Consider the following 13,204-nt stretch of genomic DNA (forward strand, 5'->3'; position numbering starts at 1 on the left):
CTTATACTTACTTTTACCGAAAATATTTTTCATTGGAAAACACAAACCAACAATCCATAAACCTAAATAAATATATAAGTTCTTCAGGTGTTTGCTCTCGTAGAGAAGCTGAAAAATTTATAAATGAGGGTAGGGTTACGATCAATGGAAAACCAACTCAATTAGGAAATAGAGTCGCTAAAAACGATGTTGTAAAATTAGATGGGCGATTGGTAGTGCCCAAAAACAGCACCCTATATATTGCTTTAAATAAACCTATTGGTATCGTCTCCACGACAGACGAAAGAGAACCCAATAACATTGTAAAGCATGTAAATTACCCAGAAAGATTATTTCCAATTGGTCGTTTAGACAAACCTTCGGAAGGTTTAATTTTTTTAACAAACGACGGGGATATTGTCAACAAAATTTTGAGGGCTGGAAACAATCATGAGAAAGAATATTTTGTTACTGTAAATAAATCGATTACAGACGATTTTTTGGTAGGCATGGGAAATGGAATTCCGATTTTAGGAACAGTTACTAAAAAATGTTTTGTAGAAAAAGTAAGTGATAAAATCTTTAAAATTATTTTAACACAAGGTTTAAATCGACAAATTCGTAGAATGTGCGAATATTTAGACTATGAAGTGACCAAGCTAAAGCGAACCAGAATTATGAATGTTGATCTCGGCTATTTACAAGCTGGAGATTGGCGAGAATTAACGGACGAGGAGATGAAAGAAATCAATAAAATGATTTCTAGCTCTTCAAAAACGGAAGAAGCATCTTTAGTTAAGGAGAAACCAAAACAAGCAAAACCGAAAAGAAATAAAGCACCTGCAAAAACCGATTTCAACAAAAAAAGTGCCTCATTTAGAAAATCGTCAGCAAAAAGTAAAAGAAACACTGGCAGTTTTTCTTCGAAAAAGAAAAGGTATTAATTTTTTGGATGTTCTTTTCTTCTAATGATAATCAGGATTAAGATTAGGCTTTTTACCTCAATATTTTTTTTTAAATCCTCAATCAATTATTTACAAGACCATGTTAAAACTTCACTAGGAAACAAAGGTAATATTGAGATAAGTGATAAATTCAAAAGATTTAGAATTTTAGAAGTCAGGAAAAAAAAATAGATCTAAAAAGAAACGAACAGTAATTTAAAGACTTTATTTTTTTTGGAACACACTGTTGCCGAAATTGTATATGTGCATAGTCCTTTTTTCAGAGAGCAAATAGCTGTTTTTTGTGGTGGTGTATAAATGATAAACACGCAGCTAGAGACTAAAAAATCCTATTAGTTTTCTCATTAATCTTGTGAGATGATTGATGAAAAATATCATCGAAATAAAGAAAATCGTTAAAATCAATAAATCTTTGAAAGATTCAAGTTCATCTATTGCAATTAAGTACTTTCCCGATTGATATGTTACAATTGAGGTTATAATAAAAAGAATAATTTGTTGTATTGTGCTTTTGAACATAACCATAAGATTTAAAAGTTCATAAAAGAAATGATTCAATATAGTTATTCACTTAAATGTACTATTCTTTATAAATATCACAAGTTATTTTTAAAAATATCTTTATTTCAGGTCAAAAACAATTATGTTAAGCTAAAAAACATTTTCCTACCTTTAGAGGGCATGAAATAAATGAAAGAGGTAATAATGAAAAGCCTTTTATTTTTTTTGCATGGCCGGTGGTATTAATGGTAATTTCAATTATTAATTTTGTAGAAATTAAATACCAGTTGTTATTATAAAATATCTACTCTTATTTTTTTCCAAACCTTCACCAATAATAGACCTGAAACAGCAGCTAAAATAGATGTGACCATAGCAATTTTATATGCTCCGTAAATCCAGTATCCGGTTGTAAAAAGACAACTATAAATTAATACACATCCTAAAAGCATTGCTAATATGCCAGAAGGAACACTCCATGGATTTTCTTTTTCTTTCAGTATAATATTTTCTTTTAATGCTTCCTGAATAATTTTTGACCATCCCGGTCCACCAGGTTGGGTTTTCTCATAAAAAGATTGTAAAACTTTTGCTTTTTCGGGTTTCGTTATAAAAGTAACAAGCAGCCAAACTACGGTTGTTATGAATACAACCATTGGAAATTTTGCCCAATTTGGCATCATACCTTCATTGCCAAAAAGAGCAGTACTAATGGCTTCTGAAGAAAATAATAATGAAACAATTCCAGAAACAATCATTGCAGAAATTTCACTCCAAGCATTAATACGCCACCAAAACCATCTTAAAATAAAGATAAGTCCTGTTCCTGCACCGAACATGATAATGATGTCAAAAAGTTGTTTTGCATTTTGAAGATACAAAGCAAATAGTGCGCTAAAAATCATTAATGCTATGGTTGAAATTCTACCCACTAAAACCAATTCTTTTTCTGAAGCATTTTTTTTAATTTGTTGCTTATAAAAATCATTTACCATATAGGATGAACCCCAGTTTAAATGTGTAGAAATTGTAGACATATAGGCTGCAATTAAGGAGGCTAATACCAATCCTAAAAGGCCACTAGGTAACTTTGTTAACATTGCAGAGTACGCTAAATCATGACCTAATTTATCTTGAGGGATATTCGGGAAAGCTTCTCGGATGCTGGCTACATCCGGAAAAATAATTAAGGAGGCCAAAGCCACTAAAATCCATGGCCAAGGACGCAAAGCATAATGCATAATATTGAAGAAAAAAGTAGCCCCAATTGCATGGTTTTCATCCTTTGCCGCTAACATTCTTTGGGCAATATATCCTCCGCCACCAGGCTCTGCACCTGGATACCAAGAGCTCCACCATTGCACCGCTAAAGGAATAATCAAAAGGGTAATAATGGCTTCAGTATTATTAAAATCTGGTAAAATTGATAATTTGTTCACAACATTTTCATGCGTAATTAAAGCTTGTATTCCTCCAATTTCTGGCAGGTTTACTAAGTAAATCGCGGCACCAATAGCACCTGCCATCGCAACAAAAAATAATATAAAATCTGTATAAATAACACCTTTAAAACCACCTAAAGCGCTAAAAATAACAGTAACAGAACCTGCGTATACAATGGTTTCCCAGGGTTGTAAACCTAGCATGATACTACCGATTTTTATAGCTGCTAACGTAACACCCGCCATGGCAAAAACATTGAATAATAAGCCCAAGTATAGGGCTCTAAAGACTCTTAAAAATTTTGCTGGTTTTCCGCCATAACGCAATTCATAAAATTCAATATCTGTATTTACATTTGATTTTCTCCATAATTTTGCATAAACAAAAACAGTTAGTAAACCTGTAATTAAAAAAGCCCACCACATCCAGTTTGCAGAAACACCATCTTTTCTTACAATATCTGTTACAAAATTTGGCGTGTCTGTGGAGAAAGTTGTGGCAACCATAGAAATACCTAACAACCACCAAGGCATAGTTCTTCCTGAAAGGAAAAACTCAGTTGAGTTTTTTCCTGATTTTTTGGATACATAGACTCCTATTGATAATGTAATTGCAAAAAAAGTGAAAATTAACACATAATCTAAAGTACTTAATGTTATCATGAAAAGCTATTTCGTTCTTGTTTAGTAGTATTGCAATATATATATTTAAAATTTACCAGTTTAACTTATTTGGAAAATGCTTTTTTAGATATTCTTTTAAAATGACAATATCCTCTTTTGAAGTTAAATCTGGCACATGTTCAGAAATAGGAATCCCTTGCACCGCTTTAGCATTTTCTTTTGCCATATTTAAAATAGCTGTTGGTAATTCTTTTTCTTTTCTTGTTGCGTGCGTTGGGCAGTTCTTTAAATAAGGATAAATCATGTTTCCATCCAATTTAAAAATATTCATACTCACTCTTATTTTACCAAAGTCATCTTTGCTCGTGTTGGCAGTTTCTAAGGATGGTTTTTCAATAATATTTTTAAGATAATTTTCAGTATCCAGATTAACAATGGCAAAACTTAAAATTTTTTCTAATGAGAATTCTAATGCATCTCTGTCGTAGCTTATAAATGCATTTAAAGTGCTCGTTTCACTTAACTTTTTGAATGCTTTTTCTGAATAAAAATTATCACTATTACACACTGTAAATTGTTGAGTTTGTAATTCAGGAAACTGTTCAACTGCCTGAAAAACAGCGTCTGCAGTACCCAAAGGTTTCGTCCTGTTTTCTGGAATGTATTGTATGGCATAAGAAATGGTTAAATTCTTAAAATTATTTTGGGTACTACGTACTCCATAAAATTCTTTGAATAAACTATTTTTTTCATTGATAACAAGGTAGATGTTTTTATAACCTGCTTTTTTTGCATTGTATAAAAGGTAATCCATTAAAGGCCTGCCTTCATGACCGACACGAATTAAACTTTTACTTTTAATATTTGCTTCCTCTTCCTCTTCTTTACTCACTTTGTCTGAAGTTGCAGGTTTTTTCATTCTAGAAGACATTCCGCCAGCCAGAATAATTAAGTTATCATGCATATTTTATTTCAATAAATTTATTTCTGAGACATTAGCACCTTTAGCAACCGCAACGCAATAGGCATCTTTAGCGCCGGCATTTAAAATTGCTTTTATAATTTGTGCTTCTTTATTTTTGGGAGATATCACTGCAATACTACCTCCACCTCCAGAGCCTACAATTTTAGCTCCTAAGGCACCTGCATTTAAAGCAGCATCAATCATCGTATCAATTTTAGGAACTGTAATTTTTAAAAGATTTTTTAAATAATGATGATGTCGATTCATTAAGTCACCAATTTCGTGCAGGTCTAGAACTTCTTTTTTGAACTCTAAAAGTGCTTTTTTTGTAATGTTAAAATTACCAATAGCAGCCTCTAAATAAGGTTTTAAATCATCTGTTAAAAATGAAAGATACATTTCTAAATCTTCAACTTTGGATTCTTCAATTTTAAATTCTGGAATCCTTTTTTGTACCTCAGTGATCGCTTTCCAAGCCTTTTCTTTCACTCTTTTTAGCAACCCTATAGTTTCCTTTGGAACGCCAGATTCTGCCAAAATTAATCCTGATAAAGGAGCTTGTAAAACTTCATAAGAAAAATCATTGCCAGTTTCTAAATAAATGATATTTCCAATGCCAATACTAAATTGATCCATTTTTCCTCCAGGATTATGAAATTCTAAAACTTCTGATTCAAAAGTTAATTGGCCTACCGATTCTGGAGTCAATAATTCATTGGGGCCGAAGGCTTTTAGTAAAAATTGAACCCAAGTAACTACTAAAGCAGAAGAACTAGAAACACCTGCATTGATCGGAATACTGCTTGTAATCTCAATTTCATAACCAGTATTAGGAATGCAATGATAGCGCTGCAGAACTTTAAGGGCCGACATAAAAAAGTCTTCTTTCTCTAAATTTAGTGCCTTCTCACTTATAGGAATGATTCTTGTTTGGTTGATATCGGGCAAATTAATAATGAAATTATTTGAATTGTTTTCTCGAGCTTTTAACGTAATATGTCTATTAATTGCACAAGCAATAATTGGTAAACCTAAATAGTCTTGATGGTCTCCAAACAAACAAGTTCTTCCTGGCGCTATAGATATAATTTCTCTCAAAAGTTATTTGTTTTTTTCTACAAATTTATCATCAGCAAAATAAATTCCTTTTTTCTCCCATCTGTTTTGAAGATTCTTTAGAGCTGTTTTAAAAGTTTTAAAATTTTTATTTTCGTTTTTTGTCCAGCCAATTTCTGCATATGCAGCTATTCTTGGAAAAACTCTAAAATGCATCTCACCATTTGTCGGAATCCATTCTCCCCACATTTGGGCACCTAAACCAATAATTTTGTCATGGTATTTTGTGTCTAGTTTTTTGGGAATCGGATTAAAAGAGTAGGCTTTAGACAGCGGTAAGTCTATATATTTATAATCTAAGTAGGTGTAGGAGTGGAGCGAGTTTACAATTTCATATCCATTACTTGCAGCAGTTGTAATTAGATCAATATCGCCTTTCCAAAAATGAACAATACTCTCTTTTGCTAACGTTTGAGTCGTTTTGGTATCTTCTTTATTTTGGTAATAATGCAAATTGTGTCCCATAATTTCATTCCATCCCATCATCCTTCGACCTTTCTTTTGTAAGTATTTAGATATGTTATTCGTAAAATAAACTTGCAAATCAGCAGGCGTTTTCAATTCTTTTTCTTTCATGTATTTTCTTACAGAAAGTGAAGATTTCCAATGATTGTATTTTACTTCATCTCCGCCTATATGAATCACTTTGGATGGAAAAAGACCCATCACTTCATCTAAAACATCCGTTAAAAATTTTGATACTCTTGGATTTGTTACATCATACACATCTTTACCCACTCCAAATTTAATAGGAACTTCTATCTCTTTCTGGGAAGTTCCTAACCAAGAATAAGAAGCAATTGCAGCTGAGGAATGGCCTGGCATTTCTATTTCTGGAACTATCGTAATATGTCTTTCTTTTGCATATTGTATGAGCTCTTTAATCTGTTCTTGGGTATAAAAACCTTCATGTGGTTCTGCCGATTGTATGGGACTTTCCCACATTAAAGCGCCAACCTGTGTACTTTTTCTTTTAGAACCAACTTCAGTAAGTTTTGGATATTTTTTTATTTCTATTCTCCAACCTTGATCATCGACTAAATGCCAATGAAAAACATTCATCTTTAAAAAAGCCATTTCATCTAGCAGTATTTTTACTTGTTGCATTCCTTTAAAATACCGTGCTTCATCCAACATAAAAGCTCTCCATTTAAATCTCGGGGCATCTTTAATTGTAACTTCTTTTAGATTTATTAATTTTTCATATTTAGAAAAATAAGAACTGGAAGAACAATATTGCATTAAACTTTGAACCGCATAAAACCAACCTTTATCATCTAAAGCACAAATCGTAATTCCATCTTCAGAAACCGACAATTCATAAGCTTCATCGGCTAAGTTATTATTCGTTTTAAAATAAATCGATTTTTTTTTAAAACTGTGAAATTCAGCAGCTTTTAGTTGTAAATTAAAATTTTCTTTAAAGTATTTTTGTAATATTTTCGCTGATTTTTCACTTTCTTTTAGGCTGATAATGAGCGTGTTTTCATCAATAACAAAAGTATTTTTGCCAAAAGAAAACTCTTGAGGTTTCGGAATAATATTGATGTCTTGCGAATTTGTCGTCAAAATATGAATAAAAAGAAAAGAAATAAATGTAAAGAGAATTTTACCTTTCATGTTTATCAAAATTTTATTTTTTAAAAATAGGGGTTTTTTATCAATTCATTTTTAAAAATGATAAATGATATTTTATCCCAAAATTGACAAAGGGGTTGCTTAAATTTCCGCCTTTTGCTTTTACAAAACCTGCAGCAGTTCTAAAACTGAGTGTATTATTAAGTTTGTAGCTGAGACCAGCACTTGGTTTTACAATGAAACCTTCACCAGTACTAATGTCTCCGCCTCCGGCTGCTCCTCCTAAAATTTGCCCAAAAAAGATAACTTTATCTTTTAATAGAGGATTTGTTCTAGTGCCTAAACCAACAATTCCTTCTGCATAAGCTCCTGCATTTCCAAAGTTTGCAAAAGAAGTTTGACCCGTAACATAGATGTTCTTATTCAAGTTTAAATTTATTTGTAAAGAAATTTGGTGTAAGTTTTCTGTTGGGTTCCCATCTCTTTTCGCATTAAAATAAAGGTCTTGTTTGGTAATCACTTCTATACCTTTAAATTTTCCTTTAGAGAAAGATTTTTCTTCAGATATAATTCCATTTCTATCAATATAATATTTTAACCCAACTCCAAAAGATGACGTGTAAAAATGTGAATCTGGAGACATTACGAAACCTTTATTTATAGATAGAAAAGTATTCTTGAAAAGTTTTTGTTCTAAAGAAATGTCAGGATACATTAAAAAACCACCTTTCGTGCCTACACCGCCGCCCCCGCCGGCACCTACGCCGAATTTTGCTAGTATATTTGTTCGGTTTTTATTAAATGAAAAGTGATATCCACCACCTAAAAATACGTCCATGTAGCCTGCTTTTATTCCATCAAAGGCACCATCCACTTTTAAGAAACTAAACCAGTTTTTAGAAAAGTATGTAGCCAATTCAAAACCAGCAAGTCGAATGGTTGCTCTATTAAATTTTTGAACATTAATATTTGTATCATCACCCTCAATTTTTAAATTATTTAAATGAAGCATTAAAGAAGTTCTTTTTGAGTTTACGTTCCAACTAGATCGTTCTAACATTTCAAAATTGAATTCATTTCCTGAAGCCTCATAATTAGAAAATGAATATCCTAGAGGAATTTCAAGTCCTACATTTAATTGATGTCCATTTATATTTCCACCATCAAAAAAGTCAACATAACTCCACCCAGAATTGATAGAAAAATGCTTGAAATTGTATCCTAAATTAAAGTGAGGTAGTATAAATGCTCCTCCACCATCAGGGGCGCCAGCGCCACCTCCACCACCAAAATGAAATCCTGCGTCCATATAAAAAACATCTGATACATATTTTTTAATTCCGGCATTAACACCCAACGTAAAAAAGCCTCCTTTGTTACCAGAAACGGCTCCGTAAATACCTAAGCCTGCGTAAGACCAATCATTTAACATTAGATTGTAATGAATTCCTGTAAAACCCATATTTGGGTCATCTTTAGGCAAATCAAGAGAGAGAAAATCTAGTTTTGCAAATGCTTTTTGACTCTTTTTTTTAGGCACTATTTCATTTTGTGCATCAAGTAATTGACCAGATAACACAAGTGCAAATACAAATAAAATCTTTTTCATAGTTTAAAATTATTTTTTTTTGATAGTAATGATTACTGTTTTTGAAGCAGGAGTATTACTAATATCTGCTTTACTTTTTAAAGGAACTAACACATTCGCCTCAGGAAAATAGGTTGCTGTACAGTGTTTTGGTATACTATATGGAATTGCCAGAAAACCTTTTGCTTCTCTTACTTCATTGTTAAAATGACTAGTTAAATCAACCAAATCTAGTTTTTGTAAACCCAAAATTTTCATATCATCAACATTCATAAAAACAACTCTTCTTTCATTTAAAACACCTCTGTATCTGTCATTTAATCCATAAATTGTGGTGTTGTATTGATCATGAGTTCGTATTGTCATCATCATAAATTGATTGTTTTCTAATTTGATTTCAGAGGGTTTATTAATGCTAAAGTTTGCTTTTCCTGTAGTTGTTGTTTTAAAGTTATTATCTCTTGCATTGTTTGGTAAATAGAACCCACCTTTAATTCTTACGCGTTTATTAAAGTTTTTAAAACCAGGAATTGTAGCTTCAATCTTATTACGAATTAAATCGTAGTTATTAGTTAAATCTATCCAATTTGTGGTTGAATTCTTTAAAGTAACATTAGCCAAATTTGCTACAATGGCAGTTTCACTCATTAATTCTTTAGAACAGGGTTTTAGGTGTCCTTTAGATTGATGCACAACACCCATTGAATTTTCTACAGAAACAAATTGTGCTCCAGAAGTTTGATAATCTTTTTCTGAACGTCCTAAACAAGGTAAAATCAGTGCTTTTTTACCCGTGATTAAATGACTTCGATTTAATTTTGTAGATACTTGAACTGTTAAGTTACAGTTGCGCAAAGCATCTGCGGTAAATGTGGTATCTGGAGTTGCAGAAATAAAATTTCCTCCCATTCCAAAAAATACTTTTGCCTTTTTTTGAGACATCGCTTCAATTGCTTCAACAACATCAAAACCATATTTTCTGGGAGCTTTAAACTTAAATTCTTTTTCTAAACTGTCTAAAAAAGAAGCTTTCGGTCTTTCCCAAATCCCCATAGTTCTGTCTCCTTGAACATTTGAATGTCCACGAACAGGACAAGTTCCTGCACCTTTCTTTCCGATACTTCCTTTTAAAAGTAGAATATTTACAACTTCACGAATATTATCAACGGCATTTTTATGCTGTGTTAAACCCATAGCCCAACAAATAATCACTTTATCATTATTGATAATGAGCGATGCAGCTTCTTTTATTTTTTCTATGGATAGCCCAGTTTGTGGTATTAAATAATCAATCGAATAGGTGTCTAAATCTTTTAGTAAATCATCAATGCCAGCTGTTTTTTCTTGGATAAATTGATGATTAAATACAGAATTTGGTTCAGCATCTTCTTTTTCTTTCATCAATTTTAAGATGATTTTTAATAAAGCAACATCACCATTTATTTTTACTTGTAGAAATAAATCTGTTAAATCTTGCCCCTTTCCAAACCATTTTAGAGGGTTTTGTGGATCTTTATAATTCATTAAACCCACTTCTGGAAGTGGATTAATAGTCATGATTTTTCCGCCTCTTTTTTTCGTTTCGCTTAAAGCAGTTAACATTCTTGGATGGTTTGTTCCAGGGTTTTGCCCAATTACAATTACCAAATCTGCATGATTAAAGTCATCTAGCGTAACAGATCCTTTTCCAATTCCTAAAGTTTCAGAAAGCGCAGCTCCACTCGATTCATGACACATATTAGAGCAATCTGGTAAATTATTAGTTCCGAATTGCCGTACAAAAAGTTGATACAAAAATGCGGCTTCATTACTTGTTCTTCCAGAGGTATAAAAAATAGCTTCATCAGGAGAGTTTAACGTATTTAATTCTTCAGCAATTAAATGAAAGGCTTTACTCCAAGAAATTTCTTCATAATTATTTTTTCCTTCTGGGAGATACATTGGATGTGTAATTCGTCCGCTTTTTCCGATTTCATAATCTGATAATTCAGATAATTCTTGTATCGAATTTGTAGCAAAGAATAACGGAGTAACTTTATTTTTAGTTGCTTCTTCAGCGACTGCTTTTGCACCATTTTCGCAATATTCAGCTAAAAAAGCTCTTTTCTCATCAGGATCTGGCCATGCACAACCGGGGCAGTCAAATCCATTTTTTTGATTTAAATTTTTTAATAAACTAATGCCTTTTACGATGCCAACCTCACTCTTTACGTGCGTTAATGCAGATAAAATTGCTTTAATACCCACAGATGTTTCAGGAACTTTTGTTAATTGAATTCCCGTTAATTTTTCTGGTGGTTGTTCTTTAGGGTTTTTAGACATGATGACCGATTTATGTTTTAACAAAGGATGGGTTTGAGTAAATAGTCATTTTTTGCTCCCTAGTAAACCCGATTAAACAGATTCCAAACTCTTTGGCAAAGTCAACGGCTAAGGAAGAACAAGCTGAAACCGCAACAATTATTGGTATTTTTGCGATGAATGCTTTTGAAACAATTTCGTAAGAAACGCGTCCACTTACAAAAAGGTAATGTGCCTGTTTTAAATAGTCTTTAATCAATAAATCTCCAATGACTTTATCAACGGCATTATGTCTTCCAATATCTTCTTTAATCGTTAAGAATTCTTGTTTTTTATTAAAAATAGAAGCAGCATGACTACCTCCAGAATTTTTAAAAGTATTTTGAAGACGATTCATTGTTATAAACATTTCATGTAAAATCTCACTTGAAAATGAATTAATTTGAACTAATTTTTCTCCTTCAACTTTTATGTCTTTGAGCTCTTTTTTACCACAAATTCCGCAAGAAGAAACTGATAATAAAGTTCTTTTATTGAGGTAACCTTTTCCTAATAAATCTTTTGAAATCGTAACGTTTATGATAGAAGTAATGCCACTATTTTCTTTGTCAATTTGAAAAGTTAAAGTTTTTTTACTCTTATAAATATCTTCCGCAAATAGCAAACCTCTTATTAATTCTTTATCATTATCAGGTGTCCTCATGACAACCGTGTATGGTTCATTATTAATATTTATTTGCAATGGAGCTTCTAAAACCAAAACATCTTGAGTAGACATCTGTGTGTTTTGATTAATTTTTATTGCCTGATATGTAATCGTTTGCATGAATGGAAAGTTACGCTTTCTATACAAACTTAATGAAAAAAATAGTTGTTAAAAAACAAAATTGCTGAATGTCTATTTGGGACTTCTTTTTTGAGGTCTTAAGCGTAAAAGAATTATGTTTTTTTGTTCTGCACGCCATCCAGTTTTTTTACAACAAATAACCACTAATTTATTGTTTTTAAGCGTGGTGAAAAATAAATAAGAATTACCACCATCTTTAATTTTTGTTTCTTTCCTAATTTGATTAACAGTTTTCGGGAAGTTTCTTATCGTAATATTCGCTTGGTCATCGGATAGAAAATTTTTGATTTTCTTTTTATGATATGGAATAACATTTTCAACTTTAAAAACTCTTCCAGGGAAATCAATTATTTCGTTTGATGTGTATAGATGTGAATGTTGATGTACTTTAAATACATTTAATTGTTTTGATACTTGATGAAATGCGCCAGATTTTAAAATGGCTGCATTCGGTTCATATAAATAGGAGAGTGGTGCCGAATAATTTGAAGTTACGGTTTCTTTTAATTTAAAATCAAATCTTTGAAAGTCTTCTTTTCGAATGTTGATTGTCTTTATTTGAATCTCTTCTTTGTAGTTTTTTTCTAATAAAAAAAGTACTTCTTTCACTTCGTTTTGCAGAGCAATTATATGCACCTCTTTTACAAAATTTAATTCTGAGATAACACTCGAAATATCTAATATTGGGGAGTTTTTTAATAGAATTTGTGCTGTTTTTGTGAATAAAAAATCAATATTTTCTGGTACATTCGGTAGACAATCTTTTAGTAAAAAAACTTTTCCCTTCACCTCATTTCTTCTTGAAGGGTCTATATAAATGCAATCAAAAGTTGTGTCTGTATTTTTTAAAAAAGTTATGCCATCATCACAAACTGTCTGAATGTTTTTTATGTTTAATTGTTGATAATTGTGTTTTACAATTGTTGATAGGTCTTCGTTAATTTCACAGTGAATTACCTTTTTAAATTGCTTAGAAAAATAGCAACAATCAACTCCAAAACCACCAGTAATATCAATGATGGCATTTCCAGAAATAAATTTTGATTTGTAATCTGCAGTAATTTCTGATGATGTTTGTTCAATGCTGAGTTTTGGCGGATAGTAAATATTTTTAGCAGAAAACCAAGTTGGTAACTTTTGTTCAGATTTTTGTTTTGCAATAATCTGATTTGCCAATTCTTGTATAGAAATCAAATCAAAAGGGCTCCCTTTTAAAATCAGTTTAGTGATGTTAGATTTTAAATTGTTAGCAATAAATTGCTGAACTTTCGGATGTAATATGGCAGTATTCAAAGATTT

At 31.6% G+C, this 13,204-nt stretch carries 9 protein-coding genes; 1 reads left to right on the forward strand and 8 read right to left on the reverse strand.

Annotated features, from left to right (window positions below; all coding sequences use genetic code 11):
• Positions 1-32 precede the first annotated feature (32 nt).
• Complete coding sequence (rluF, locus tag BLT88_RS05475) at positions 33-923, forward strand: 23S rRNA pseudouridine(2604) synthase RluF (protein ID WP_091953531.1); 891 nt, start codon at positions 33-35, stop codon at positions 921-923.
• An 815-nt stretch (positions 924-1,738) separates the two neighbouring features.
• Here the strand turns inward: rluF and BLT88_RS05480 are convergent.
• The 8 genes from BLT88_RS05480 to BLT88_RS05515 form a co-directional block, all read right to left on the reverse strand.
• Positions 1,739-3,550: a sodium:solute symporter family protein gene (locus BLT88_RS05480; RefSeq protein ID WP_091953532.1), complete on the reverse strand. Its 1,812-nt coding sequence runs from the start codon at positions 3,548-3,550 to the stop codon at positions 1,739-1,741.
• A 52-nt stretch (positions 3,551-3,602) separates the two neighbouring features.
• Positions 3,603-4,475, reverse strand: coding sequence for a sugar phosphate nucleotidyltransferase (locus tag BLT88_RS05485; RefSeq protein WP_091953534.1), 873 nt, complete (start codon positions 4,473-4,475; stop codon positions 3,603-3,605).
• Between the two features lie 3 nt (positions 4,476-4,478).
• The gene (locus tag BLT88_RS05490; protein WP_091953535.1) at positions 4,479-5,573 is read right to left on the reverse strand and encodes a mevalonate kinase; all 1,095 of its coding nucleotides are present in this window, start codon (positions 5,571-5,573) and stop codon (positions 4,479-4,481) included.
• Positions 5,574-5,576: 3 nt separating this feature from the next.
• Entirely contained in the window at positions 5,577-7,211 is a 1,635-nt protein-coding gene (locus BLT88_RS05495) for a beta-N-acetylhexosaminidase (protein ID WP_091953537.1), read from the reverse strand.
• A gap of 40 nt (positions 7,212-7,251) precedes the next feature.
• A complete protein-coding gene (locus BLT88_RS05500; RefSeq protein ID WP_091953539.1) occupies positions 7,252-8,778 on the reverse strand; it encodes a hypothetical protein in 1,527 nt (508 codons plus the stop codon).
• Positions 8,779-8,787: 9 nt separating this feature from the next.
• Complete coding sequence (locus BLT88_RS05505; RefSeq protein WP_091953540.1) at positions 8,788-11,079, reverse strand: FdhF/YdeP family oxidoreductase; 2,292 nt, start codon at positions 11,077-11,079, stop codon at positions 8,788-8,790.
• Between the two features lie 10 nt (positions 11,080-11,089).
• On the reverse strand, positions 11,090-11,884 hold the full coding sequence (gene fdhD / locus BLT88_RS05510) for a formate dehydrogenase accessory sulfurtransferase FdhD (protein WP_091953542.1): 795 nt from the start codon (positions 11,882-11,884) through the stop codon (positions 11,090-11,092).
• 72 nt (positions 11,885-11,956) lie between these two features.
• Entirely contained in the window at positions 11,957-13,198 is a 1,242-nt protein-coding gene (locus tag BLT88_RS05515) for a class I SAM-dependent methyltransferase (RefSeq protein WP_091953543.1), read from the reverse strand.
• Positions 13,199-13,204: the final 6 nt, after the last annotated feature.

This window comes from Polaribacter sp. Hel1_33_78 (assembly GCF_900106075.1).
Classification (GTDB): Bacteria; Bacteroidota; Bacteroidia; order Flavobacteriales; family Flavobacteriaceae; genus Polaribacter.

Bases quoted from the DNA above. Each gene is read 5' to 3' on its own strand.
- BLT88_RS05480 (WP_091953532.1), bottom strand. From the start codon at position 3,550: ATGATAACATTAAGTACTTTAGATTATGTGTTAATTTTCACTTTTTTT.
- BLT88_RS05485 (WP_091953534.1), bottom strand. From the start codon at position 4,475: ATGCATGATAACTTAATTATTCTGGCTGGCGGAATGTCTTCTAGAATG.
- BLT88_RS05495 (WP_091953537.1), bottom strand. From the start codon at position 7,211: ATGAAAGGTAAAATTCTCTTTACATTTATTTCTTTTCTTTTTATTCAT.
- BLT88_RS05500 (WP_091953539.1), bottom strand. From the start codon at position 8,778: ATGAAAAAGATTTTATTTGTATTTGCACTTGTGTTATCTGGTCAATTA.
- BLT88_RS05505 (WP_091953540.1), bottom strand. From the start codon at position 11,079: ATGTCTAAAAACCCTAAAGAACAACCACCAGAAAAATTAACGGGAATT.
- fdhD (WP_091953542.1), bottom strand. From the start codon at position 11,884: ATGCAAACGATTACATATCAGGCAATAAAAATTAATCAAAACACACAG.